We start from the raw sequence: 25,366 nt of genomic DNA on the forward strand, positions 1-25,366 counted from the left end.
TTACTCCAGCCCGTCCAGCAGCTCGTCGACCTTTTCCAGGGTCAGACGCTCATGGTAGTGACCGTTGATGACCATCATCGGTGCGCCGCCACAACCGGCCAGGCACTCTTCCTCGCGCTTGAGGTAGACGCGGCCGTCCGGGGTCGATTCACCGTGCTTGATGCCCAGCTTCTTCTCGCAATGGCGGACGATGTCCTCGGCGCCATTGAGCCAGCAGCTGATGTTGGTGCAGATGGCCACGTTGTTGCGGCCCACCTTCTCGGTCTCGAACATCGAGTAGAAGCTGGCGACCTCGTAGGCCCACACCGGCGGCAGGTCGAGGTACTTGGCGACGGCGGCGATCAGCTCGTCGGTCAGCCAGCCCTGGTTCTGCTCCTGGGCCGCATGCAGGCCCTGCAGCACGGCAGAGCGCTTGCGGTCCGGCGGGAACTTGGACAGCCAGTGATCGATGTGAGCGCGGGTCTTGTCGCTCAGCACCACCATCGGGTCGACGTCGCGCGCCGCCTCGAAATTACCTGTCGCCTTCATCGGCCGACCTCAGCGAAATGCATAACGTGAAATTCCAGAAACTGCGGCGCCGGCTTGCGCCGGCTGCCTGCAGCGGGCGTTGGCGTGGCGGACGGCATTACCGGTCAACCTCGCCGAACACCAGGTCGTAGGTACCGATCATCGCCACCACGTCGGCCAGCATGTGGCCGCGTACGATCGAATCGATCGAGGACAGGTGGGCGAAGCCCGGTGCGCGCAGGTGCACGCGGAACGGCTTGTTGGCGCCATCGGAGACCAGGTAGCAGCCGAATTCGCCCTTGGGCGCTTCCACGGCCGCATAGGTTTCACCCGCCGGTACGCAATAGCCTTCGCTGAACAGCTTGAAGTGGTGGATCAGCGCTTCCATGTCGTCCTTCATGTCCTCGCGCTTGGGCGGAGCGACCTTGAAGTTCTTGACCATGACCGGGCCGGGGTTGGCCTTCAGCCACGCCACGCACTGCTTGATGATGCGGTTGGATTCGCGCATTTCGGCGACGCGGACCAGGTAGCGGTCGTAGCAGTCGCCTTCCTTGCCCAGCGGGATGTCGAAATCGACGGCATCGTACTTGGCATACGGGCGCTTCTTGCGCAGGTCCCAGGCGATGCCCGAGCCGCGCAGCATCACGCCGGTCATGCCCCACTGGTGGGCCAGTTCCGGAGTGACCACGCCGATGCCGACGGTACGCTGCTTCCAGATGCGGTTGTCGGTCAGCAGGGTTTCGTATTCGTCGACGCGCTTGGGGAACTCGACGGTGAAGTTTTCCAGGAAGTCGAGCAGCGAGCCTTCGCGCGAAGCATTCAGCTGCTTCAGCGCCTTGCCCTTGTGCCAGCGTGATTCCTTGTACTTCGGCATGTGGTCCGGCAGGTCGCGGTAGACGCCGCCCGGACGGTAGTACGCCGCGTGCATGCGCGCGCCGGAGACCGCTTCATAGCAGTCCATCAGTTCTTCGCGCTCGCGGAAGGCATACAGCATCACCGCCATCGCACCCAGGTCGAGCGCGTTGGAGCCCAGCCACATCAGGTGGTTGAGGATGCGGGTGATTTCGTCGTACATGGTGCGGATGTACTGCGCACGCTCCGGCGCTTCGATGCCCATCAGGGTCTCGATCGCGCGCACGTAGGCGTGCTCGTTGCACATCATCGACACGTAGTCGAGGCGATCCATGTAGCCGATCGACTGGTTGAACGGCTTGGACTCGGCCAGCTTCTCGGTGCCACGGTGCAGCAGACCCACGTGCGGGTCGGCACGCATGATGGTTTCGCCGTCCATTTCCAGGATCAGGCGCAGCACACCGTGAGCGGCCGGGTGCTGCGGGCCGAAGTTCATGGTGTAGTTGCGGATTTCCTGCCGGCTTTCGGCGGCGTTGCTGGCGAACGCTTCGCCGGCCTGGTGTACGTGGCTCACTTCACTGCCTCCTGCGCGCGCTCACCGGCTGCGGTCTGCAGACGGGCGTCGTCACGGATCACGCGCGGCACGCCGACACGCGGCTCCACCGAGGTGACCGGTTCGTAGATCACGCGCTTCTTTTCTTCGTCGTAGCGGACTTCGACATTGCCGATCAGCGGGAAGTCCTTGCGGAACGGATGGCCGACGAAACCGTAGTCGGTCAGGATCCGGCGCAGGTCCGGGTGGCCTTCGAAGATCACGCCGTACAGGTCGAACGCTTCGCGCTCGAACCAGTTCAGGCCCGGCCACACGCTGGTCAGCGAGGACACCACCGGCAGCGCTTCGTCAGGGGCGAAGCAGCGCAGGTGCATCATCAGGTTGTGCTGGTACGAACGCAGCTGGGCGACCACGGCGAAACGCTGGGTCGGCATGTGCTGCGGGCGGGCACCGTCGGCACCGTTTTCCTCGGTGGGGAACTCGCCCCACGCGAAGCGGCCCTGGGCCTTGCCTTCGACGCCACGGCTGAAGCCCTGCGAGGACACGTCGGCGGTGTCCCATTCGTCGGAGCCATAACCAAGGTAGTCGACGCCGCACAGATCCACGGCCTGCTCGAAACCAAACTCGTCACGCAGCGCCAGGGCGGTGGCGTGCCACTCGGCGGCAGGCACTTCCAGCGTCACTTCGCCGCGGGGTTCGACCACGATGACCTTCGCACCAGCGAAACGTGCGGAGAGTCGGTCGATGAAGGATGCTTGCTCTGCCATGGGGGCTTGGCGCGCTCTTGTCAGGTGAAGGGGTCAGCGGGCGATGGTCTGTGTACGCCAGATCTTCTTCTGCAGCTGCAGGATCCCGTACACCAGCGCCTCGGCGGTCGGCGGGCAGCCCGGGACGTAGACGTCCACCGGCACCACGCGATCACAGCCGCGCACGACAGAATAGGAGTAGTGGTAGTAGCCACCGCCGTTGGCGCAGCTGCCCATCGAGATGACCCACTTCGGGTCCGGCATCTGGTCGTAGACCTTGCGCAGCGCCGGGGCCATCTTGTTGACCAGGGTACCGGCCACGATCATCACGTCGGACTGGCGCGGCGACGGGCGGAACACCACGCCGTAGCGGTCAAGGTCCAGGCGCGCGGCGCCGGCGTGCATCATCTCGACCGCGCAGCAGGCCAGGCCGAAGGTCATCGGCCACATCGAGCCGGTGCGCGCCCAGTTCAGCAGTGCGTCGACGCTGGTGGTGACAAAGCCCTTTTCCAGCAGCGGGTTGTCGCCTTCCGGCCGCAGGATGTCATCAACCCGGCCTTCCGGCGACGGGTTGTTCATCAGGCCATCGAGAGTCTGAATCACTCCCATTCCAGCGCTCCCTTCTTCCAGACGTAAATGAAACCGAGGAACAGCATGCCGACGAACAGGCCCATGGTGACCAGCGAACGGGCGCCCAGCTCCATGAAGACCTGGGTCCACGGCACGATGAAGATGATTTCCAGGTCGAAGACGATGAACTGGATCGCGATCAGGTAGTAGCGCACATCGAACTTCATGCGCGCGTCTTCGAAGGCCTCGAAGCCGCACTCGTACGGCGAGAGCTTTTCCAGATCGGGGCGGCGGGGACCGAGGAATCGACCAACCAGCATCAGCGTAACGCCGATACCGGTGGCAACGATCAGAAACAGCAGAGAAGGCAAATATTCGGCCAGCACAGCGATTCTCTCTTGCCTCTGCCGCCGCGCCTGCAGGCGCTTTGGCATGGGGGAGTGGACGGGAACCTGCCTGGCGCCTTGCGCGCCAGACGAACCCGCTTTACTTACAAATGGTGCCCAAGAGGGGACTCGAACCCCTACGACTTGCGTCGCTACCACCTCAAGGTAGTGCGTCTACCAATTCCGCCACCTGGGCAAACGATCACATCAGACTATCTTCCCGATGCGCCGCGTATTGTAACCGGCTTCAGTGTTTCTGGGAGCCTTCCGAAGGCTTTTCTTCACCAGAAACCGAAGATTCCGCCTGAGCCGGCACATTCGCCGCCGGAACCGGGGCGGCCGGGACCGGATCGGCCTTCGGAACGGCCGGCAGTTCGCCCGCCGGAGCCGCCGGCGCGCTGGCCGCCGGGGCGGACATCAGGCCCAGGTCCTGGTCGGCCGCCGGACGGGTGCCGTGACCGGCATACCAGGCCATGAAGAGACTGATGCCGAAGAACACGACTGCCAGCCACTTGGTCGACTTGGACAGGAAGTTCGAGGCGCCACGCGCACCGAACACCGTGCCCGAGGCGCCGGCACCAAAGCCCGAACCCGCCGCCGCACCCGAGCCACGCTGCATCAGGATCAGCGCGATCATGGCCACAGCGACCAGCACGTAGACGACATTGAGGATCAACATCAGCATTGGAAACCGCCCTCGGACAATACTTCTAGGATTAGTTCGCGGCCGCCGCCCGTGCGATGGCCAGGAAGTCCGCGGCCACCAGGGAGGCGCCGCCGACCAGCCCACCATCGACATCCGGCTGCGCGAACAGTTCCCCGGCATTGTCGGGCTTCACGCTACCGCCGTAAACAATGGGCAGTGAATCAGCAATTCTAGCATCGAAGCGCGCGACTTCGCCACGGATGAACGCGTGCACCTGCTGCGCCTGCTCCTTGCTGGCGGTACGCCCGGTACCGATGGCCCACACCGGCTCATAGGCGACCACGGCCTGGGCGAAGCCGGCCGCGCCGGTCAGTTCCAGCACCGGCGCCAGCTGGCTGGCGATGACCGCTTCGGTCTGCCCGGCCTCGCGCTGCTCAAGGGTTTCCCCCACGCACAGCACCGGCACCAGCCCAGCGTGCAGGGCCGCGGCGAACTTGCGCGCGACCAGCTCGCTGCTCTCATGATGGTACTGGCGGCGTTCGGAATGACCGACCAGGCCATAGCGGGCCCCCACCTCGACCAGCATGGCGGCGCAGACCTCACCGGTGTAGGCGCCCTTCTCGTTGCTGCTCACGTCCTGCGCGCCAAAGGCCAGGCTGGTCTGGCCGAAGTCCTCGACCAGCTCGCCCAGGTACGGCAGCGGCGGCAGGATCACCACATCCACCCCATCCACCGGCAGCCCGGCGGCCACCTGCCCCAGCAGTTCATTGGCGAATTGACGGCTGCCATGCAGCTTCCAGTTTCCGGCGACGATCTTGCGGCGCATGAGCGGGTGGCTCCTGTGTGAAGTCAGCCGGTCATGATACCCGTTACGGCAAAAATCCGTTTCCGTGTAAGCGGTTACATGGAGTTTCAGCCAACGGCGCAGCCCCTCGTGGCGGGGGTCTGGTTGGGTTGGTCGCGGAAAGCCCGGTTGGATGGGTGGGCTTGGCCGGGCGGGTGGCCATGGCGGGGGACGCCGTAACCCGTCCGTTCTGGCCGTGGACTTGCCGGCCAGCGGCCGACACTACCGCAGCTGCAGGGTGCAACCCTGCAAAGAAAAAGGCCGCCTTTCGGCGGCCTCGCTTCTCGTTACTTCAGTTTGATCTCGCGCAGGCGTTCCTCGAGGAAGCCGTGGGCGGTGATCGGCTCCGGATACCGGCTCGGGTTCTCCGGGGTGATGCACGAGGGCAGCACGTCGATCAGGAAGTCCGGGTTCGGGTGCAGGAAGAACGGCACCGAGTAGCGCGGCTGGCGCGCCAGTTCGCCCGGGGGGTTGACCACGCGGTGGATGGTCGACGGATACACGTGGTTGGTCAGGCGCTGCAGCATGTCGCCGATGTTGACCACGATGGTGTCCGCGTCCGAGGTGAACGGCACCCACTCGCCATCATGCGACTGCACCTCCAGGCCGGCGGCACTGGCGCCGACCAGCAGGGTGATGAAATTGATGTCGCCATGGGCGCCGGCGCGCACGTTCGGAATGTCGTCGGTGGTGATCGGCGGGTAGTGGATCGGGCGCAGGATCGAGTTGCCGAAGTTGGTCTTGTCGGCGAAGAAGTTCTCCGGCAGGCCAATGTGCAGGGCCAGCGCCGACAGCACGCGCGAACCCAGGTTGTCCAGCGCCTGGTACAGGCCGTAACCGCGCTCACGGAACCCCTCGACCTCGGTCGGCCACAGGTTCGGCGCCATCACGTCACGGTACTTGGAGTCGTCGGCGATCTCGCGACCGATGTGCCAGAACTCCTTCAGGTCGAAATGCTTGGAGCCCTTGGCGGTTTCCACGCCGAACGGGGTGTAGCCGCGGGCGCCACCGCTGCCAGCGACGTGGTACTTGCGCTTGACCTCTTCCGGCAGGGCGAAGAAGGCCTTGAAGGCATCGTAGGCCGCGTCGATGTCGGCCTGCGGAATGCCGTGGTTGCGGATGCCCGCGAATCCCCATTGGCGGTAGGCCGCGCCCAGCTCGGCCACGAAGGCCTCGCGGTCGCTGTCAAAACGGGTGATGTCGAGGGTGGGGATCTGGCTCACAGCGGTTCCTGGCTTGTCGTTGGGTCTGGGGGGCCAGCGCATTCATGGCCCGCCTGAACATTGTGACAGATCGCCCGGAGGACGCCACTCGATACGAAGAAACAAACCGATACAATGCGCGACCCGCGCGTGGCGCAACGCGGCCATCACGTTGCCGCCGCTCCCCGTTCCCGCGCTCCCCGAACCCGCCCCGCCATGCCCGCCGCTGTCTCCGCCGCCCCTGCCGTCGAAGGTCCCGCCCAGCGCTGGCGCCGGCTGGCCTGGTGGTCGCTGTTCATCGCCGGCAACGCCGTCCTGGCGGCGGCGATCGCGCTGGGCAACGTGCCACTGCGTGACAATCCGGGCGGTGCCACGGGCCTGGCCTATCTGGCGATCGCCCTGCCCGGCCACCTGCTCGCGTTCGGCGCGCTGGCCGGCCTGCTGCCACTGCTGCTGGGCCTGTGGCCGCGCCGGGCGCGCACGTTGAGCGTCAGCGCCGTACTGCTGCAGGGGCTGTGGCTGTGCCTGCTGCTGGTCGACGCCAAGGTCTTCACCCTGTACCGCTTCCACCTCAATGCCATGGTCGTGAACATGGTGTTCGGCGGCGCCCTGCAGGACCAGGTCGCCCTGTCCTGGAAGACCTGGCTGCAGGTCGCGCTGCTGGTCGCCGCGGTCTTCACCGCCGAAGGCCTGCTGGCCTGGGCATGCTGGAAGCTGCTGCCGGCGGCATCGCATCGGCGCCGGGTGCTGCAGGCCTGGGCGGCGGTCGCGCTGCTGATGGGCGGCGGCCAGCTGGCCACGGCCTACTACGACGCGCGCGGCGACCGCGATGTGATCGCACAGTGGAACTACCTGCCGTGGGCACAGCCGATCACGGCCAAGAGTTTCATGCGGCGCCTTGGCGTGGTCAGCCAGCAGCAGGCCGGCCTGCCCGACCCGCGCCACGCGCAGCTGCTGTACCCGCTGCATCCGCTGCGCTGCCAGAGCCCACATCGCCCGAACGTGCTGATGGTGGTCCTGGAATCGCTGCGCCACGATGCGCTGACACCACAGCTGATGCCCCATACGTCGGCGCTGGCGCAGGACGCGCGCGTGTTCGACCACCACTTCAGTACCGGCAATGCCACCCGCTACGGCCTGTTCGGGCTGCTCTACGGCCTGCCCGGCGGCTACTGGCCGAGCATGCTGGACGAGCAGCGTGGTTCGCAGCTGTTCCAGGTGCTGGGCCAGCAGGGCTACGACCTGCACCTGTACGGCAGCGCGCCGATGTACAGCCCCGAATTCGATCGCACCGTGTTTGCCGATGTGCGCGACCAGCTGCACCAGGGGCCATCGGCGCTGAAGTCCGACGGTCGCGACCGCGCGATCGTCGGCGCGCTGCAGCAGGACATCCGCGCCAGCCAGGCGGCAGACCACCCGTGGTTCGGGTTCGTGTTCCTCGACTCCACCCACGCGCCCTACCACATGCCCGAGGGCTATCCGCCGGTGGCCACACCGATGGCCGCCGACATCGCCTTCCTCAAGTTCGGCCCGGAGCATGACCCGACGCCGGAGCTCAACCGCTACCGCACCGCCGTGCACTATGCCGACAGCCTGATCGGATCGCTGCTGGACGACCTGCGCGCGCAGGGCCTGGCCGAGGACACCATCGTGCTGGTCACCGGTGACCATGCCGAAGAGTTCAACGACCTCGGGCTGAACTACTGGGGCCACAACGGCAACTTCTCCGACTACCAGCTGCAGGTGCCGTTCGTGCTGCATTGGCCGGGCAAGGCCGCTGGCCACGACGCACGCACCAGCTCGCACGAAGACTGGGTGCCAACACTGATGCGCCACGCGCTGGGCTGCGAGAACGCACTGGCCGACTACAGCACCGGACAGGACCTGCTGGCCGAGCCACAGGGCCAGCGTGCGCTGGTGGTCGAAAGCTGGTCGCAGCGCGCGGTACGCCATGGCGATGCGATCTATGTGTTCGACAAGTTCGGCAACGCCACCGCCCTGGACCTGCACTATCGCCCGCTGCCGCAGCAGGTGCCCGATGCCGCCGCCGTACGTACCGCATGGGAAGCGCTGACCCGCTTCCGCAATCGTTGACCTTCAAGGATCGATCCCGCATGAACCGTCCGTTGCGCATCCTGCACACCGAAGCCGCCAAGGGAATGGGCGGGCAGGAGATCTACATCTTCCGCCACATGCAGGTGATGCGCGCGCGCGGCCACGAGGTGGCCCTGCTGTGCCAGCCCGAAGCCCGCCTGGCCACGCTGGCCCGCGATGATGGCTTCACTGTCCACACCCTGCGCATGGGCGGCCTGCTGCGCCTGCTGCGTGGCATCTGGTCGGTCTCGCGGCTGGTGCGCCGCGAGCGCTACGACGTGGTCAACACCACCAGCCGTCGTGACGCGCTGATCGCTGCCGCCGGCGCCCGCCTGGGCGGCACGCCGCTGGTGGTGCGCTCGCGCCACCTGATGAGCCCGGTCAATTCACTGCTGACCTATACCGGCCTGCCGCACCGGGTGCTGACCGTCAGCAGCTTCGTCAAGCAGCTGCTGACCGAGCGCGGCATTCCGGCCGAGCGCATCGGTATCGTGCCGCCCATCGCCGTGCCGCCGCGCTGGAGCGAGATCCGCAAGGCCGATCCCTGGCAGTGCCTGCAGGAGGTGCGCGCGGACGTGCGTGCCGAACTCGGCTTCGGCGAACAGGACATCGTGGTCGGCTGCGTGGCGGTGCTGCGCGAGCCCAAGGGCCACGCCGACCTGCTGCAGGCGATGGTGCCGCTGTGCAGGACGCATCCGAACCTGCACCTGGTGGTGATCGGCGATGGCCAGCCGGTCATGGATCGGCTGCAGGCGATGCGCGACGAACACGGGCTGCAGCAACAGGTGCATCTGCTGGGCTACCGCGATGGCGCCTGCCGGCTGATGGCCGGTTTCGACATCTTCGCGCTGGCGTCGCACAAGGAAGCGGCCGGTACCGTGTTCCTGGAAGCGGCCTATGTCGGCGTGCCGATCGTGGCCACCCGCGTTGGAGGCGTGCCGGAGATGGTGGTCGATGGCAGCAATGCGATCCTCACCCGGCTGGGCGACAATGCAGCCCTGACCGGTGCCCTGCGCCTGTTGGTGGACGATCCGGAACGGCGCCGGCAGATGGGCCGCGCCGGGTGGGACTGGATGCGCAGCGCGCACCGCTTCACCCCCGACGGCCACGGCGAGACCACCGAACACTATTACCACCAGTGGCTGAAGGAGCTGGGACATGGCTGATGCCCGAACCGTACCGGTGCTGATGCACCACCACGTCAGCCCGTCGCCGGGCATGATCACCGTGTCGCCGGAGAATTTCGAAAGCCAGATCGCCTGGCTGGCCGGCAACGGCTGGACTTCGCTGACACTGGACCAGTACGCCGGTTTCCTGGCCGGCCGGCCGGTGCCGCGCAAGTCGATCGTGATCACCTTCGACGATGGCTACTTGGACAACTGGGTGTATGCGCACCCGATCCTGCAGAAGTACGGGATGCACGCGGTGGTGTTCGTGGTCACCGGCTGGATGGGCGAAGGCCCGCAGCGGCCGCATGCGGGGATGGCCGGCGCAACGCTGCCCGCCACGCCCGACCACCGCGGCTGCGAAGCGGCGATCTACGAGCAGAACCGCAGCGACGACGTGATGATGCGCTGGAGCGAAGCGCGCGCGGCCATTGCCGCTGGCACTTTCGAAGTGCATTGCCACACCCATACCCACACCCGCTGGCTGCGCCGCGACGACCTGGACCGCGCGCAGCGCCGTGCCGGCCTGAGCCGGGACCTGGCAGTCTCGCGCGAGGTCCTGAAGGAAAAGCTGGGCGAGGTGTCGGACACGCTGTGCTGGCCCTACGGCGATTTCGACCAGGATCACATCGAGGTGGCCCGCGAGCAGGGCTTCCGCTACCTGCACACCACCCACCCGTTCGGTCGCAACGTGGTGGGCGGCGACCCGGAACGCATCTACCGCTTCGCGATCCGCAACCGCCCGGCTAGCTGGCTGCGCAAGCGCATCGCGCAGAGCTACAACCCCCTGATCGCGCCGCTGTTCAATGGCTTCAAGGCACGCCAGAAGAAGATGGTGCCGGGCCCGTAAGCGTCACGCTGCCCTGTCGCTTGAACGAAAAACGCCCCGGCTTTGCGGGGCGTTTTCCGTTTGCTGAAGGTGCAGCCGCCTCAGGCAGCGGCTTCACGCACCGCTGCGGACAGGCGATCCAGCGTGTCCTGCATCAGCGCTGCGTCATCGGCCTCGACCGTGACCCGCACCACCGGCTCGGTGCCGGACGGGCGCAGGAACGCACGGCCGCGACCGGCCACCGACTGCTGCGCGACGGCCAGTGCGGCCTGCACGCTGTCGGCCTGCACCGTGGCCTTGGCCGAGACATTGCCCAGCCGCACGTTGACCGTCTTCTGCGGCACCCGCACCAGCCCCTTCAGCGCCTGGCGCAGGGTCTGGCCGCTGTTGCGCAGCGCCACCAGCACCTGCAGCGCGCTGACGATACCGTCACCGGTGGTGGCGCGGTCCAGGCACAGCAGGTGGCCGGAGGCCTCCCCGCCGAGCACGCCACCGCCTTCGATCAGCGCCTGGTGCACGTAGCGATCACCGACATTGCTGCGCACGAACGGAATCTGCAGGTCGGCGAACGCCTTCTCGATGCCATAGTTGCTCATCAGCGTGCCGACCACCGGGCCGCGCAGGCGGCCTTCGTCCTTCCAGGCACGGGCCAGGATGTACAGCAGGTCATCGCCGTCGACCGGATTGCCCTGGTCGTCGGCCATCAGCACGCGGTCGCCGTCGCCATCGAAGGCGATGCCGAGATCCGCGCGGGTCTCGCGAACCTTGGCCGCGAGGTTGTCGATATGGGTCGAGCCCACGCCGGCATTGATGTTGACGCCATTCGGCTCGGCACCAATGCCGATCACCTCGGCGCCCAGTTCGCGGAACAGCAGCGGTGCGATCTGGTAAGTGGCACCGTGCGCACAGTCCAGCACCAGACGCACGCCACGCAGGTCGAACGCGCGCGGTACGCTGGCCTTGCAGAACTCGATGTAGCGGCCGACCGCCTCGCGCGCGCGCGCGGCCTTGCCCAGCTTTTCCGATTCGGCGGTGGTGAACGGAACGTCCAGCGCCGCTTCCAGGGCCAGCTCGGTGGCATCGTCGAGCTTCTCGCCCTGGGCGGAGAAGAACTTGATGCCGTTGTCGTAATGCGGGTTGTGCGAGGCGCTGATGACGATGCCGGCATCCACGCCCAGCGTACGGGTCAGGAATGCCACCGCCGGGGTCGGCATCGGTCCCAGCAGCTGCACGTCGGCACCGGCGGCGACCAGGCCGGCTTCCAGCGCCGCCTCGAACATGTAACCGGAAATGCGGGTGTCCTTGCCGATCACCACGATCGGCCGCCGCCCATCCTGGCCGCGCTGGGCGACCAGGACGCGACCCAGGGCGTTGCCCAGGCGCAGCACGAAGTCGGCCGAGATCACGCCCTGGCCGACCCGGCCTCGGATGCCATCAGTACCGAAGTACTTGCGGCCTCCCATCAAGCCACCTCCGGCGCCGGCTGGCGACCCAGCATCGCCAGCAGGTCGGACAGGCGGTCGCGCATTTCGCGGCGGTCGCAGATCTGGTCGATGGCACCGTGCTCGAGCAGGAACTCCGAGCGCTGGAAGCCCTCCGGCAGCTTCTCGCGCACGGTCTGCTCGATCACGCGCGGGCCGGCGAAGCCGATCAGCGCCTGCGGCTCGGCGATGTTGATGTCGCCCAGCATCGCGAAGGAGGCCGAGACGCCACCGGTGGTCGGATGGGTCAGCACCGAAATGTACGGCAGGCCGGCTTCACGCAGCTTGCCCAGCGCGGCCGAGGTCTTGGCCATCTGCATCAGCGAGAACAGGCCTTCCTGCATGCGGGCGCCGCCGCTCTGCGAGAAGCACACGTAGGGCGCACCGATCTCGACTGCGGTTTCGGCAGCCAGTGCGAAGCGCTCGCCGACCACCGAGCCCATCGAGCCGCCCATGAAGGCGAAGTCGAAGGACGATGCCACCAGCGCACGGCCCTTGAGCAGGCCGCGCATGGCGATCAGCGCGTCGTACTCGCCGGTGTTCTTCTGCGCGATCTTGATGCGCTCGCTGTACTTCTTCTGGTCCTTGAACTTGAGCAGGTCGGTCGGCCCCAGGCGCGCACCGATCTCGGTGGTGCTGTCGGCGTCGAACAGGGCGGCCAGGCGCGCGCGCGCGCGGATCGCCATGTGATGGCCGCACTTCGGGCAGACTTCCAGGTTCTCTTCCAGTTCCGGACGGTACAACGCGCTGCCGCAGTTGCTGCACTTTTCCCACAGGCCCTCGGGGACGCTGCGCTTCTTGCTGGGGGTGTTGTCGGTGCGGATGCCGGACGGCATCAACTTGCTGAGCCAACTCATGCGGGAGGACACTTCCGTTCAGGGCGGCCCAAGGGCCGCAAAGGCGGACAGTCTAGCTCCGCTTTCCCCGCCCGTGCACCCCCTTGCCAGCGGCGGGGCAGCCGGAAAAAACCATGCTGGGACGTACGTTTAGGTGCTGGGCGGTACCCGCCGCTGGCCGGCAGCCCTTGCGTGCAGACCAATGGGTAGTGCCGGCCGCTGGCCGGCAGCCCTTGCACGCGCGCCCTCAGGAGGATGCCGGCCGGCGGCCGGCACGACCATTACGCGTCCAGCGCCTGCCGCAGCGGGGCCAGGAAAGCGCGGGCACGCTGCGCGGCCTCTTCAGCCGAGCCCGCTTCGGCCAGCGCCGCCACCAGCGCGCTGCCCACCACCACGCCGTCCGCCTGCCGGGCCATGGCTGCGCCACTGGCGGCATCCTTGATGCCGAAGCCCGCCACCACCGGCACCGACGCACGCGCGCGCAACGTCTGCAGGCGGGCACTGGCGGCATCACTGTCCAGGCGCTCGGACGCGCCGGTGACACCGGCAAAGCTGACGTAGTAGAGATAGCCACGGGCCAGCGCCAGCAGCTTGTCGGCTCGTGCCTCGCTGGTGGTCGGCGACGCCAGCAGGACCAGCGCAAGGCCGGCGGCGTCGAACGCCTGCTGGGCCTCGCCCGCCTCTTCCGGCGGCAGGTCGACCAGCAGCACGCCGTCCACGCCGGCGTCGACGGCGGCCTTGGCGAAGGCCTCGTAGCCGTGGATCTCCACCGGGTTCAGGTAGCCCATCAGCACCACCGGGGTCTGCGCATCGCGCTCGCGGAACTGCGCCACGGCCTGCAGTACGTAGCGGCTGCCTGCACCGCGGGCCAGCGCGCGCTCGGAGCTGCGCTGGATGGTCGGGCCGTCGGCCATCGGGTCGGAGAACGGCACGCCCAGTTCGATCACGTCGGCACCGGCCGCGACCAGCGCGTGCATGACCGGCACGGTGGCCTCCAGCGACGGATCACCGGCGGTGACGAAGGGGATCAGCGCCTTGCGCTGCTGATCGCGCAGACGCTGGAAACAGGCATCGAGTCGGGATACGGACATTTCAGGCACATCCTTCAATCAGTTCAATCGCATCGCTGGTTCCCCAGTACATCTGGGTGACCCGCCCTTCAAACAGTTCCACGCGGATACCCAGGTCCGAACCGGGGTCCTGCCAGGTGAGGTACTCGCCCTGGTCACCGTCGTAGGCGTGCGGGCTGGATACCGGCGGCTTCGGGAACTGGGCCATGGCCTGGGCGCGGGTCATGCCGACGCGCAGGCCGAACGGACCGGGCTGCGGCGTGGGCGCGCCGCTCTCCGGATCCCGTCCGAGGTCGAAACGGACGACGCGATCTTCATCGGTCATCATCGACACGCCAGGCGGCAGCCCCTTGCCGTCGTAGTACTCGCAACTGCCGCCCATGGCTTCGACGGCGCCCTGTGCCGTCCACGGCCCGAGGGCCTGCAGATCGCTCATGTGCTGGCCGATCAGCACCTCGCCGGCATGGTCCAGCGCCACTGAGGCCACCGCGGGCGCATCATCGCCGTCCGTGCCTTCCACCGGTGGCGGATCGACAATCGGCGTGCGTGCGATCGGGTCGAGGTCGTCGTTGGCGGCCGGCTGCTGTGCCGGCTGCGTGGTGGCCCTGGCGGCCGGCGCCAGCACCGGCGGTTCCGGCGGCTGGCACGCGGCCAACCCTAGCGCCAGCAGCAGCACGCCACTGTTGCGCAGCAACGCGCTCACAGCACCAGCCCTTCGCGCGCGGCGATGGTGTGCACGTCCTTGTCGCCACGGCCGGACAGATTGCACAGCACGATCTGGTCACGCGGACGCTCGCGCGCCAGCTTGATCGCCTGTGCCAGCGCATGGCTGGACTCCAGTGCCGGCAGGATGCCCTCGGTATGCGCCAGCAGGTGGAACGCCTGCAGCGCTTCGTCATCGGTGATGCCGAGATAGCGGGCGCGGCCGGTGTCGGCCAGGAACGCGTGCTCCGGGCCAACGCCCGGATAGTCCAGGCCGGCCGACACCGAATGGGTCTCGATGATCTGGCCGTCGTCGTCGCACAGCACATAGGTGCGGTTGCCATGCAGCACGCCAGGGCGACCGGCAGCGATCGATGCGGCGTGGCGCCCGGTGCTGATGCCGTCACCGGCGGCCTCGGCACCGACGATCTCGACCTGGCGGTCGTTGAGGAAGGCATGGAACAGGCCGATGGCATTGCTGCCGCCACCGACGCAGGCGGTGATCGCATCGGGCAGGCGGCCATACTCGGCCAGCATCTGCTCACGTGCCTCGCGGCCGACGATGGCATTGAAGTCGCGCACCATGCGCGGATAGGGATCCGGGCCGGCGACCGTACCGATGATGTAGAAGGTGTCCTGCACGTTGGTCACCCAGTCGCGCATCGCTTCGTTGAGCGCGTCCTTCAGGGTGGCCGAGCCGGAGGTGACCGGCACCACCGTCGCGCCGAGCAGCTTCATGCGGTAGACGTTGATCTTCTGCCGCTCGATGTCGGTGGCGCCCATGTACACCACGCACTCCAGGCCCAGCCGCGCGGCAACGGTGGCGCTGGCCACGCCGTGCTGGCCGGCACCGGTCTCGGCGATGATGCGCTTCTTGCCCATCCGCGCCGCCAGCAGCGCCTGGCCGATGGTGTTGTTGATCTTGTGCGCGCCGGTGTGGTTCAGGTCTTCGCGCTTGAGCAGGATCTGCGCACCGCCCACATGGTCGCTCAGGCGCTGGGCGTGGTAGATCGGGCTCGGCCGGCCCACGTAGTGGGCCAGGTCGCGGTCGTAGGCCGCCTGGAACGCCGGGTCCTGGCGGGCCTGGTCATAGGCCTGGGCCAGTTCCTGCAGCGGGCCGACCAGGGTTTCGGCGACGAAGCTGCCACCGTAGCGGCCGAAATGGCCCTGGGCATCCGGGAAGGCGTGGTAGTCGGCAATGGGGGAGGCAGACATGGAAGCGACCGCTGGTTCGAGACAGGTGGATACTCTAGCGCACGGTTCATGACCGGAAAATGGATATTATCTGGCGCATACCGTCAGGAAATCTCACATGAGCCGTTCCCTGCTGCCACCGCTCAATGCGCTGCGCGCGTTCGAGGCCACCGCCCGTCTCGGCGGCGTTGGCCGCGCCGCGCAGGACCTGCATGTCACCCACGGCGCGGTCAGCCGGCAGCTGAAACTGCTGGAAGACCACCTCGGCCTGGCACTGTTCCAGCGCGCCGGTCGTGGCCTGCGCCTGACCGCTGCGGGCACGCGCCTGCAGGCAGCGTGCAGCGATGCGTTCGGCGGCATCGAAGACTGCGTGCGGGAACTGCGGCGACCGGCGGCGGCCCCGGCGCTGGTGCTGGGCTGCAGTGGCAGCGTGCTGGCCCGCTGGATGATCCCGCGCCTGCCCGCGCTGCAGGCCGCCCTGCCCGGCGTGCGCCTGCAGTGGTCGGCACTGGATGGCAGCTTCACCGAGGCGCAGGCAGCGCTGGATGCGGTGCTGCTGCTGGCCCAGGGGCCGTGGCCGCGCGGTTGGCAGGTGCGTGAGCTGGCGCCGGAACGGGTTGGCGTGGTGGTGGCGCCATCGCATCCGGCCGCGCAGCGCCTGCGACATGTACCGCCCTCGGCACTGCTGCAGGAGACGCTGCTGCACACCAGCTCACGACCGCAGGCGTGGCCAGCGTGGGCGCAGGCACAGGGTCTGGACGTGTCGAAGCTGCAGCTGGGTACTGCCTTCGAGCACCTGTACTACCTTCTGGAGGCGGCCGTGGCCGGGCTGGGCCCGGCGATCGCGCCAGAGCCGCTGGTGGCCGAGGACCTCGCTGCGGGACGGCTGATCGCCCCGTGGGGATTTGCGGCCACCGGTGGCTTCTGGGTGCTGGCACGGCCGGATGGCCCTGCCGATGCGCGCGTGGACGCGGTGGCCGATTGGGTGGCCGCGCAACTGCGCTGAGAGGAGGCCCGCGCGGCATCACCGCCCGGAGCCCGCAGCCCGGGCCTGAGCGACCGCTTGTCGCAATCCGTTGCTCCTCCTCGCGCACCTGCTGCAGGCGCAACGGGTCTCCCAGCAGATGGGCACTGGCCTGCTCCAGCGACGGCGGGGCCTGGGCCAGGTCAGCCGAGTGCGGAAGCCCGGCGTCGTGCCCATCACGAAGGCCTTGCCATCATGCCGCCGCGTGGGACGCAGCCGGCTGGCCAGTGGCGGCAGGCCGGGACAGCGCAGATACACCCTTGCCATGCAGCGGCGCGGACCTGGAATTCGGAGTTCGGTGTCAGCGCAGCGACGATGCGGGTGCTTCCGCCATCCCGGCATCCGCCTGGACGGATGGTGACTTCCGCGCGCACGGTGCTTCGACGTGGGTCACTCCAGAACCGCGCAATCGGCCCGACGCACTTCTTCGACAAAGGTGCGCATCCTGTAGCCGTCCTTGATCCCCGGCTCCAGCTCGATGCCACTGGAGACATCCACGCCCCACGGCAGGGTGGCCAGCACCGCGTCGTAGACGTTTTCCGGGTTCAGGCCGCCGGCAAGCAGGAACGGCCGATGCAGGCCGGTCGGGATCCGTCCCCAGTCGAACGCCACGCCGGTACCGCCACCGCCACCCGGCGCGTGGCTGTCGAACAGGAAGCCCGCGGCGCTGGGGTAGCGCAGCTGCAGGGTGCGGGCGTTGATCTCTTCACGCCCGCCCATGGCGATCGCCTTCAGGTAGGGCATGTTGAAGCTGCGGCAGAAGCTCTCGTCTTCCTCGCCATGGAACTGCAGCAGGGTCGGGCGCACCGTGCGCAGCACCTCGCGCACCTCTTCCTTGCTGTTGTTGCGGAACAGCGCCACCACGTCGACCATCGGTGCGATCGCCTGGCGCATCGCGCGTGCCTCGGCCGGGGCGACCCGGCGGCTGCTTTCACGGGCGAAGATGAAACCCACCGCGTCCACACCCAGTTCGCCGGCCAGGCGGACGTCGCCGGCCCGGGTCATGCCACAGAACTTGATGCGCGTGCGGTAGTAGGAGCGGCTCATAGCGTGACCTCGGCGGGCAGATGCCAGTTGTCGGGGTACAGGGGCCCAAGGAACACCAGGCCCTGCGGCGGTGCGGTGGGACCGGCTACGGTGCGATCGCGCCCGGCCAGCAGTTCGGCGATCCAGTCCACCGGCTTCTCGCCACTGCCCACCAGGATCAGCGATCCGACGATATTGCGGACCATGTGATGAAGGAATGCATTGCCCTGCACGGCGACCTCGATCACCTCGCCCTGGCGGGTGACCTGCAGTGACTGCAGTTCGCGCCGCGCATGCAACGCCTGGCACTGCACCGAGCGGAACGCGCTGAAGTCGTTCTCGCCGAGCAGGGCCTGGCCGGCAGTGTGCATCAGCGTCTCGTCCAGCGCGCGGCGCTCCCAGCTGAGCGTCTGCCGCTGCAGCGCCGGCCGCACCTCGCGGTTGAGCAGGCGGTAGCGGTAGCGGCGCGCACGCGCCGAGAAACGGGCATGGAAGTCGTCGGCCACCGGCACGCACCAGCGCACCGCGACTGAGCGTGGCAGGCGGGTGGTGGTGCCCAGCATCCAGGCGCGCGGATCACGCGCCACGTCCGTATCGAAATGCACGACCTGGCACTGGCCGTGCACGCCGGCGTCGGTGCGGCCGGCACAGACCACCTGCAGCGGCGCGTCTGCGACCGACGACAGCGCCTGCTCAAGGCTGGCCTGCACGCTGGGGCCACCCTCGCCCAGGTTCTGCCAGCCCCTGAAATCGCTGCCGTCGTACTCGACGCCAAGCGCGTAACGCATGTGCTACCTCGATGTTGCGGGTGGGGCGGCGCTCAGGCCGGGTCGCGTTCGGACCAGACCGCCAGTTCGTTGCCACCAGGCTCGACGAACTGGAAACGGCTGCCCCCGGGGAAGGAAAACACCGGCCGCACGATCTCACCGCCGGCATCGCGCACCGCCGCTTCGATCGGCGCAAGCTGGTCGGCGTACAGCACCAGCAGCGGCGCACCGCTATCGCTGGCACGCTGTGGCTGGCCGCGGAAGAAGCCGCCCTGCAGGCGGCCGTCGTCGAAGGCGGTGTAGTCGCTGCCGTAGTCGACGAACGACCAGCCGAACGCCTTCTCGAAAAAGGCGCGACTGGCCGCAGGATCCGTCGAGGCGAATTCAACATAGTCGATGCGGCGCTCGCGGCTCATGGCAGGGTCCTTGTGGGCGGAATCGGTCACGGCAGCCGGGCCAGCAGTTCGCGGGCCTGGGCCTGGCAGTGCAGGTCGCCGCCGTCGGCGACTTCCTGCAGCAGCGTACGCGCGGTCTGGGCATCGCCCAGGTCGAGATAGGCGATGGCCAGTTCCAGGCGCTCCTGCCCGGCCCGCGGTGCCCAGCCGGCATCACCGGCCGATGCAGCAGTGCCTTCTTCATGCACCGGTGCGGCCGGCGCGTCCTCCGGCACCGCCGGCGCATCCTCGCTGCCAGGATGCTCGGCCGGCAGGTCGAACACGCCGCGGAACTGCGGCTGCTGCTCGGCGTGCAGCGCGTAGTCCGGCACGGCCACCTCGTCAGCGGCCGCGTGCGCGACCGGCTCATCCTGCACGGCGTCGGCCGGCACGGAGTCGTCCTGCGTGGCCGCCGGCTCATCCCAGCGCGGCAGCTCGGTCACTGCCTCGGGCAGCGCCACCACCTCGTCATCGCGCAGCGTCTGCGCCTGCCAGTCCGCCTGTGCATCCAGGTCGGCAGCGGAGGCGGCAGCCACTTCATCCTGCGCCGCGCGCTCGGTCGCCCAGGCCGGCATCGCCGGCTCCTGGCGGCCCCCCTCGGTCGCCACCGAGGACCATGAGGACTGCTCGGCCAGTGTATCCAGCGCGGCGCCCGCCGGAACCGCAGCGGCCAGGCCGGCGGCATCGTCTTCTTCGCGCAGTGGCGGCAGCGGCGACGGCTTGCGTCGACGCAGCAGCCAGGCCGCGCCGGCTGCCAGCAGCAGCACCGGCAGCCCCAGCCAGTACCACGGTGTTGCCGCATCGCGGGCACCCGGTGCCTGCGCCAGGCGCTGCTGCGCGGCGGCCAGGTCGTTGTCCTTCATCGCGATCAGCGACTGCTGCTGTTCCTTGAGTTTTTCCAGGTCGGCCACGCGCTGCTTGAGCTCGCCGATCTCGGCATCGCGGGTCGCGATGTCCTCGCGTGCCTGGCGCAGTTGTTCGTTGCCCAGCATGTCACCCTCGCTGCCGGCTGCAGTGCCGGTGGTTGTGCCCGCATGCGCGGCGTCGGAGGCCAGCGCCGGAGCGATTTCAAGTCGTGCCCCATTGGCCGCAGCCGGGGAAGAAGCGTTCGCGGTCGCCGCCGTGGCGGCCGGGGCGACGCTGCCCGCCGGTTGCGGCACGGTGCGCGCCTGCCGCCACTGTGCGGCATGCTCACGCACCAGCGCGGCGGCCTCGGCGGCATCGACGGCCGCCAGTGCATCGCTACCGGGCATGCGCAGCACGGCGCCCTGTCTGAGCAGGTTGACGTTGCCGCGGATGAAGGCTTCCGGGTTGGCCCGCAGCAGGGCGATCATCGCGCGGTCGCGGCTGACCTGGTTGCCGCGGGCCACCGCGCTGGCGATCTGCGACAGGGTCTGCCCGCGCTGGACGGTGACGCTGCCATCGGCCGCCGGCGCCGTGACCGGCGCAGCCGCTGCACGGGGGCGCGGTGCGGGCACCGGCGCAGCGGCGGTGGACGGTGCAGGCGCGCGGGCGTCGTCCGCAGGGGCAGGCGCCGCGGTCGGCTCGCGCGCGATGGTGTTGGACAGGCTGCCGGCCGGCGCGACGATTTCCGGTTCGGCCACCGCCAGTGCACTGGAGGGTGCATCGACCAGCGCCGAGTACTCGCGGACCAGCCGGCCCTGGCCCCAGTCGGCCTCGATCAGGAAGCTCAGCGACGGCGTCTCGACCGGCGTCTGCGAGGTCACCCGCACCACTGCCCTGCCCTGCGCGTTGCGGGTCAGCTCGAACTGCAGTTCGCTGACCAGCCCGGTCGGGCGCTGCAGGCCAACGCGTTCGAAGGTGACCGGAGAGGCCAGCGCGACACGCAGGTTCTCCAGCTCGGACGGATCGGCCGAGACCACCGGGATTTCGGCCAGCAGGGGCTGGCCCGGCTTGGACAGGACACGGATGTCGCCCAGGCCCAGGGCCAGCGCCGAACTGCTGGCCAGGGCCAGCAGCGCAGTGGATAGATAGAGGAGCGGGCGCTTTGCGCCCCTGGCCCGTTTATTCATGGGCGACACTATAAAGCGTGCGGACCGCGGTCCGCATCCATCGAGGGGGACCTTCGGTAGTGCCGGCCGCTGGCCGGCAGACAAGCACGCCCCCATCACGGCAATGCCGGCCAGCGACCGGCACTACCGGTGAGGCAACCGCTGTGATCAACGCTGCTCGGCGGCGACCAGCTCGGCCAGCTGCACGGCGTTCAGGGCAGCGCCCTTGCGCACGTTGTCCGACACGATCCAGAGGTTGAGGCCGCGCGGGTGCGACAGGTCCTCGCGGATGCGGCCGACGTACACCGCGTCGGTGCCCGAGGCATGGGTGACCGGGGTCGGGTAGCCACCGGCCTCGTGGCGATCCACCACTTCGACGCCCGGCGACTGCTCCAGCAGCGCGCGCGCTTCGGCCACGGTGACCTTGTCGCGGGTCTCGATCGCCACCGACTCGGAGTGGCCGTAGAACACCGGCACGCGCACTGCGGTCGGGTTCACCAGGATGCTGTCATCGCCGAGGATCTTGCGGGTCTCCCAGATCAGCTTCATTTCTTCCTTGGTGAAGCCGTTGTCCTGGAAGTCATCGATGTGCGGGATCAGGTTGAAGGCGATCTGCACCGGGAAGCGCTGCGGATCGATCTCCTGGAAGCTCAGCAGCTGGCCGGTCTGCTTGCCCAGTTCCTCGGTGGCCGAACGACCACCGCCGGACACCGACTGGTAGGTGGAGACGTTGATGCGCTCGATGCCGTACTTGCGGTGCAGCGGCGCCAGCGCCACCAGCATCTGCATGGTCGAGCAGTTCGGATTGGCGATGATGCCGCGCGGACGGTTGGCGACCTGCTCCGGATTGACCTCGGACACCACCAGCGGCACGTCATCGTCGTAACGGAAGGCCGAGGAATTGTCGATCACCACCGCGCCGGCGGCGGCGAACTTCGGTGCGTATTCCTTGGACACGCTGCCACCGGCCGAGAACAGCGCGATCTCGACGCCGGTCGGATCGAAGGTAGCCAGGTCCTGGACCTTGACCTTCTGGCCGTTGAACTCGATCTCGCCGCCGGCCGAACGCTCGGAGGCCAGGACGCTCAGGGTACTGACCGGGAAATCACGCTCGGCCAGGATCGACAACATGGTTTCGCCAACGGCGCCGGTGGCACCGACAACGGCGACGTGGAAACTGCGCTGTGCATTGCTCATGGGGGAACTCTCACGAAAACGGGAATGGGGAAAAACACGCACGACAGCTGGGTTCGGGGAACCTCCTCAAGCGGGGCGCGCGGAGGTTCCCTATCGTTTCCCGGTTTTTTTGCCCAGCGTCACGCGCGCGGCCATCGCCGCGTCAGCGTTGATCGCGCTCGGCATCCGCGTCGGGCCGCCGTCCAGGCCGAGCCCGGCAAGCAGATTATCCACGGCCAGCTGTACCATCGCCGTGCGCGTGGCCAGCGAGGCACTGCCGATGTGCGGGGTCAGCACCACGTTGCGCAGCGCCAGCAGTTCCGGGCGCACCTTCGGCTCGCCCTCGTACACGTCCAGGCCAGCGGCAGCCAGGCGTCCGTTGGCCAGCGCGTCGGCCAGCGCGATCTCATCGACCAGGCCACCGCGGGCGATGTTCACCAGCGTTGCCGACGGCTTCATCTTCGCCAGCGCGGCGGCATCGATCAGGTGGTGCGAGGCCGGGGTATACGGCAGCACCAGCAGCAGGTGGTCGGACTGTGCCAGCAGCGTGTCCAGGTCCACATAGGTCGCGCCCACTTCCGCTTCGGTCGCCGCCGGCAGCTGCGAACGATTGTGGTACAGCACCTTCATGCCGAAACCGTGCGCGCCGCGGCGGGCGATGCCCTGGCCGATGCGGCCCATGCCAAGGATGCCCAGCGTGCTGCCGTGGATATCGGCACCGAGCATGGTCTGGAACGACCACTGCTGCCACTGGCCGTCGCGCAGCCAGCGCTCGGATTCAGTGATGCGGCGCGCGGTGGCCATCAGCAGCGCGAAGCCGAGATCGGCGGTGGTTTCGGTCAGGACGTCCGGCGTGTTGCTGGCCAGGATGCCGGCCGCGCTGAGCGCGTCGACATCCAGGTTGTTGTAGCCGACGCCGACATTGGCGATCACCTGCAACTGCGCGGCGTCGGCCACCTGGGCCGCACCGATGCGCTCGTTGAGGGTGATGATCGCGCCGTCGGCGCGGGCCAGCTGTCCGGCGATCTGGTCCGGCGACCAGGCGGTGACGGTGTCGGTGACGCGCAGCTGCACGCGATCGCGCAGCGACGCGATGGCCGCGTCGATCAGCGGCTGGCTCACCCACACGGTCGGCCGCGTGTCAGCCATCGATCTGCCCGGGAATGCGCGGGGTGATCGTGCCGACATCGCCGCACTGCGCGCGGTGGCGCAATGCCTGGTCCATCAGCACCATCGCCACCATGGCCTCGGCGATCGGGGTGGCGCGGATGCCGACGCAGGGGTCGTGGCGGCCGGTAGTGACCACCTCGACCACGTTGCCAGACGTATCCAGCGACGGGCCCGGCAGGCGCAGGCTGGAGGTCGGCTTCAAGGCGATCGAGGCGACCACCGGCTGGCCGGTGGAGATGCCACCGAGGATGCCGCCGGCATGGTTGCTGGCGAAGCCCTGCGGGGTCAGCAGGTCGCGGTGTTCGGTGCCCTTCTGCGCGGCGCTGGCGAAACCGTCGCCGATCTCCACGCCCTTCACCGCGTTGATGCTCATCAGCGCGGCAGCCAGCTCACCGTCAAGCTTGCCGTAGATGGGTTCACCCCAGCCCGGCGGCACATTGTCGGCCACCACGTCCACGCGCGCACCGACCGAATCACCGGACTTGCGCAGCGCATCCATGTACGCCTCCAGCGCGGGCACCTGTTCGGCGTGCGGCCAGAAGAACGGATTGTCTTCCACGGCCGACCAGTCGAAAGCGGCCGGGGTGATGTCGCCCAGCTGTGACAGGTAGCCACGCACGGTGACGCCGAAGCGCTCGGCCAGCCACTTCTTGGCGATCACGCCGGCGGCCACGCGCATGGTGGTCTCGCGCGCCGAGGAACGGCCACCACCGCGCGGGTCGCGGATGCCGTACTTGTGCCAGTAGCTGTAGTCGGCATGGCCCGGCCGGAACTGCTGGCCGATGCTGGCGTAATCCTTGCTGCGCTGGTCGGTGTTGCGGATCAGCAGCGCGATCGGGGTGCCGGTGGTCAGGCCCTCGTACACGCCCGACAGGATCTCGACCTCGTCGGCCTCGCGCCGCGCCGAGGTGTGCCGGCTCTTGCCGGTGGCGCGGCGCTGCAGGTCGTGGGCGAATTCGGCCGCGTCCAGCGCCAGCCCCGGCGGGCAGCCATCGACCACGCAGCCGATGGCCGGCCCGTGCGACTCGCCGAACGTGGTGACGGTGAACAGCTTGCCGAACGAATTGGAGCTCACGGGCGCTGCGCCGCCAGTTCGGTGATGCGTGCGCTGTGGGCAATCAGCTCGCGGCATTCGACCGCGAAGATGCCCATCTGGCCGACCTTGAATTCGATCCAGGCGAAATCGACTTCCGGCAGCAGCTTGACCAGATGCTGTTCGGATTCGCCCACTTCGCAGATCAGCAGGCCGTCTTCGCTCAGGTGCAGCGGCGCGTCACGCAGGATCTTCAACACCAGGTCCAGGCCATCGTCGCCGGCACGCAGGCCCATTTCCGGCTCGTAGGAGTACTCCTGCGGCAGGGCATCGGTCTCGTCGTTGGTGACGTACGGCGGATTGGTGACGATCAGGTCGTAGTGGCGGCCGGTCAGGCCGTTGAACAGGTCCGACTTGATCAGGGTGACGTTGTGCGCCTGCAGGCGCTCCTTGTTTTCTTCGGCCAGCGACAGTGCATCGTCGCTCAGGTCGACGCCGTCCACTTCCCAGTTCGGGTAGTAGTGGCCCATGGCGATGGCGATGCAGCCCGAACCGGTGCACAGGTCCAGCGCACGGCTGACATCGCGGCCGGCCAGCCACGGCTCGAAGCCGCATTCGATCAGTTCGGCGATCGGCGAGCGCGGTACCAGGGCGCGCTTGTCGCTCTTGAAGCTCAATCCTGCAAACCAGGCCTCACCGGTCAGGTAGGCGGCCGGGATGCGTTCATCGATGCGGCGCTGGAACAGCTCAAGCACGCGCAGCTTTTCGGCCTGCAGCAGGCGCGCCTGGCCGTAGGCCGGGCCCAGATCGTGCGGCAGGTGCAGGCTGTGCAGCACCAGCTGGGTCGCCTCGTCCAGCGCGTTGTCATAGCTGTGCCCGAAGGTCAGCCCGGCTTCGTTGAAACGGCTGGTGCCGTAGCGGATCAGATCGATGATCGTGTGGAGTTCGGCGGCCGTTTCAGCGGTCATGGCGGTACTGCGGGCAAAGTGGCCCCCGATTATAGGGGCTGGCGCCGGCGGCGGCATCCGTTGCGGCGGAAACGATCC

At 68.1% G+C, this 25,366-nt stretch carries 25 protein-coding genes and 1 tRNA gene; 4 read left to right on the top strand and 22 right to left on the bottom strand.

The window, feature by feature from the left end; translation table 11 throughout:
• The 9 genes from nuoE to AC5P9I_RS01910 form a co-directional block, all read right to left on the bottom strand.
• On the bottom strand, window positions 1-528 hold the full coding sequence (gene nuoE, locus AC5P9I_RS01870) for an NADH-quinone oxidoreductase subunit NuoE (RefSeq protein ID WP_014647867.1): 528 nt from the start codon (window positions 526-528) through the stop codon (window positions 1-3).
• Between the two features lie 97 nt (window positions 529-625).
• The gene (locus AC5P9I_RS01875; RefSeq protein ID WP_049470672.1) at window positions 626-1,933 is read right to left on the bottom strand and encodes an NADH-quinone oxidoreductase subunit D; all 1,308 of its coding nucleotides are present in this window, start codon (window positions 1,931-1,933) and stop codon (window positions 626-628) included.
• A complete protein-coding gene (locus tag AC5P9I_RS01880) occupies window positions 1,930-2,679 on the bottom strand; it encodes an NADH-quinone oxidoreductase subunit C (protein ID WP_014647869.1) in 750 nt (249 codons plus the stop codon). Before AC5P9I_RS01880 ends, AC5P9I_RS01875 begins: the two co-directional genes overlap by 4 nt.
• Window positions 2,680-2,712: 33 nt before the next feature.
• Window positions 2,713-3,267, bottom strand: coding sequence for a NuoB/complex I 20 kDa subunit family protein (locus tag AC5P9I_RS01885; protein ID WP_005417936.1), 555 nt, complete (start codon window positions 3,265-3,267; stop codon window positions 2,713-2,715).
• Entirely contained in the window at window positions 3,258-3,614 is a 357-nt protein-coding gene (locus tag AC5P9I_RS01890) for an NADH-quinone oxidoreductase subunit A (RefSeq protein ID WP_005417937.1), read from the bottom strand. The genes AC5P9I_RS01885 and AC5P9I_RS01890 overlap by 10 nt, the downstream gene beginning before the upstream one ends.
• 111 nt (window positions 3,615-3,725) lie before the next feature.
• Window positions 3,726-3,810: transfer RNA gene (locus tag AC5P9I_RS01895), tRNA-Leu, on the bottom strand.
• Window positions 3,811-3,861: 51 nt separating this feature from the next.
• The gene (secG, locus tag AC5P9I_RS01900) at window positions 3,862-4,299 is read right to left on the bottom strand and encodes a preprotein translocase subunit SecG (protein ID WP_014647871.1); all 438 of its coding nucleotides are present in this window, start codon (window positions 4,297-4,299) and stop codon (window positions 3,862-3,864) included.
• Between the two features lie 31 nt (window positions 4,300-4,330).
• Window positions 4,331-5,086, bottom strand: coding sequence for a triose-phosphate isomerase (tpiA, locus tag AC5P9I_RS01905; RefSeq protein ID WP_049470670.1), 756 nt, complete (start codon window positions 5,084-5,086; stop codon window positions 4,331-4,333).
• 305 nt (window positions 5,087-5,391) lie between these two features.
• Window positions 5,392-6,369 (bottom strand): isopenicillin N synthase family dioxygenase, encoded by a 978-nt coding sequence (locus tag AC5P9I_RS01910; protein WP_049470666.1) that lies wholly within the window; start codon window positions 6,367-6,369, stop codon window positions 5,392-5,394.
• Window positions 6,370-6,522: 153 nt separating this feature from the next.
• Here AC5P9I_RS01910 and AC5P9I_RS01915 point away from each other — a divergent pair, with 153 nt between their 5' ends.
• Genes AC5P9I_RS01915 through AC5P9I_RS01925 form a run of 3 tightly spaced genes read left to right on the top strand, consistent with a single transcriptional unit; the run spans window position 6,523 to window position 10,416 of the window.
• Window positions 6,523-8,400 (top strand): DUF3413 domain-containing protein, encoded by a 1,878-nt coding sequence (locus tag AC5P9I_RS01915; RefSeq protein WP_049470663.1) that lies wholly within the window; start codon window positions 6,523-6,525, stop codon window positions 8,398-8,400.
• Window positions 8,401-8,420: 20 nt separating this feature from the next.
• Complete coding sequence (locus AC5P9I_RS01920; protein ID WP_049470661.1) at window positions 8,421-9,566, top strand: glycosyltransferase family 4 protein; 1,146 nt, start codon at window positions 8,421-8,423, stop codon at window positions 9,564-9,566.
• A complete protein-coding gene (locus AC5P9I_RS01925; protein WP_049470659.1) occupies window positions 9,559-10,416 on the top strand; it encodes a polysaccharide deacetylase family protein in 858 nt (285 codons plus the stop codon). Before AC5P9I_RS01920 ends, AC5P9I_RS01925 begins: the two co-directional genes overlap by 8 nt.
• An 80-nt stretch (window positions 10,417-10,496) precedes the next feature.
• Here the strand turns inward: AC5P9I_RS01925 and glmM are convergent, their stop codons facing one another.
• The 5 genes from glmM to trpB all read right to left on the bottom strand — a co-directional run bounded on the left by glmM (window position 10,497) and on the right by trpB (window position 15,699).
• On the bottom strand, window positions 10,497-11,858 hold the full coding sequence (gene glmM, locus AC5P9I_RS01930) for a phosphoglucosamine mutase (RefSeq protein ID WP_049470657.1): 1,362 nt from the start codon (window positions 11,856-11,858) through the stop codon (window positions 10,497-10,499).
• Window positions 11,858-12,733 carry an acetyl-CoA carboxylase, carboxyltransferase subunit beta gene (accD, locus tag AC5P9I_RS01935; RefSeq protein WP_005410473.1) on the bottom strand — a complete coding sequence of 292 codons (876 nt, stop codon included), beginning with the start codon at window positions 12,731-12,733 and terminating at the stop codon, window positions 11,858-11,860. Before accD ends, glmM begins: the two co-directional genes overlap by 1 nt.
• Window positions 12,734-12,993: 260 nt before the next feature.
• Complete coding sequence (gene trpA / locus AC5P9I_RS01940; RefSeq protein WP_495217270.1) at window positions 12,994-13,803, bottom strand: tryptophan synthase subunit alpha; 810 nt, start codon at window positions 13,801-13,803, stop codon at window positions 12,994-12,996.
• Between the two features lies 1 nt (window position 13,804).
• Window positions 13,805-14,485 (bottom strand): hypothetical protein, encoded by a 681-nt coding sequence (locus AC5P9I_RS01945; protein WP_049470653.1) that lies wholly within the window; start codon window positions 14,483-14,485, stop codon window positions 13,805-13,807.
• The gene (gene trpB / locus AC5P9I_RS01950) at window positions 14,482-15,699 is read right to left on the bottom strand and encodes a tryptophan synthase subunit beta (RefSeq protein WP_032957499.1); all 1,218 of its coding nucleotides are present in this window, start codon (window positions 15,697-15,699) and stop codon (window positions 14,482-14,484) included. The genes AC5P9I_RS01945 and trpB overlap by 4 nt, the downstream gene beginning before the upstream one ends.
• Window positions 15,700-15,796: 97 nt before the next feature.
• Here trpB and AC5P9I_RS01955 point away from each other — a divergent pair, with 97 nt between their 5' ends.
• Window positions 15,797-16,684 carry a LysR family transcriptional regulator gene (locus tag AC5P9I_RS01955; RefSeq protein WP_049470650.1) on the top strand — a complete coding sequence of 296 codons (888 nt, stop codon included), beginning with the start codon at window positions 15,797-15,799 and terminating at the stop codon, window positions 16,682-16,684.
• 408 nt (window positions 16,685-17,092) lie between these two features.
• On the opposite strand, the gene AC5P9I_RS01960 is transcribed toward AC5P9I_RS01955, so the two are convergent.
• The 8 genes from AC5P9I_RS01960 to prmB form a co-directional block, all read right to left on the bottom strand.
• Complete coding sequence (locus AC5P9I_RS01960; RefSeq protein ID WP_049414718.1) at window positions 17,093-17,749, bottom strand: phosphoribosylanthranilate isomerase; 657 nt, start codon at window positions 17,747-17,749, stop codon at window positions 17,093-17,095.
• Window positions 17,746-18,516: a tRNA pseudouridine(38-40) synthase TruA gene (gene truA / locus AC5P9I_RS01965; protein WP_049470647.1), complete on the bottom strand. Its 771-nt coding sequence runs from the start codon at window positions 18,514-18,516 to the stop codon at window positions 17,746-17,748. Before truA ends, AC5P9I_RS01960 begins: the two co-directional genes overlap by 4 nt.
• A 32-nt stretch (window positions 18,517-18,548) precedes the next feature.
• Window positions 18,549-18,911, bottom strand: a complete 363-nt coding sequence (locus AC5P9I_RS01970; RefSeq protein ID WP_049470645.1) for a VOC family protein — start codon at window positions 18,909-18,911, stop codon at window positions 18,549-18,551.
• A gap of 26 nt (window positions 18,912-18,937) precedes the next feature.
• Window positions 18,938-20,962: a FimV/HubP family polar landmark protein gene (locus AC5P9I_RS01975; protein ID WP_049470643.1), complete on the bottom strand. Its 2,025-nt coding sequence runs from the start codon at window positions 20,960-20,962 to the stop codon at window positions 18,938-18,940.
• A 147-nt stretch (window positions 20,963-21,109) separates the two neighbouring features.
• Window positions 21,110-22,138 (bottom strand): aspartate-semialdehyde dehydrogenase, encoded by a 1,029-nt coding sequence (locus AC5P9I_RS01980; RefSeq protein ID WP_049470641.1) that lies wholly within the window; start codon window positions 22,136-22,138, stop codon window positions 21,110-21,112.
• A 90-nt stretch (window positions 22,139-22,228) separates the two neighbouring features.
• Window positions 22,229-23,266: a 2-hydroxyacid dehydrogenase gene (locus AC5P9I_RS01985; protein WP_049470639.1), complete on the bottom strand. Its 1,038-nt coding sequence runs from the start codon at window positions 23,264-23,266 to the stop codon at window positions 22,229-22,231.
• A complete protein-coding gene (gene aroC / locus AC5P9I_RS01990) occupies window positions 23,259-24,362 on the bottom strand; it encodes a chorismate synthase (protein WP_049470638.1) in 1,104 nt (367 codons plus the stop codon). The genes AC5P9I_RS01985 and aroC overlap by 8 nt, the downstream gene beginning before the upstream one ends.
• Window positions 24,359-25,288, bottom strand: a complete 930-nt coding sequence (gene prmB / locus AC5P9I_RS01995; protein WP_049470635.1) for a 50S ribosomal protein L3 N(5)-glutamine methyltransferase — start codon at window positions 25,286-25,288, stop codon at window positions 24,359-24,361. The genes aroC and prmB overlap by 4 nt, the downstream gene beginning before the upstream one ends.
• Window positions 25,289-25,366: the final 78 nt, after the last annotated feature.

The sequence above is a fragment of the Stenotrophomonas sp. YJH_SMC_29 genome, from assembly GCF_059371235.1.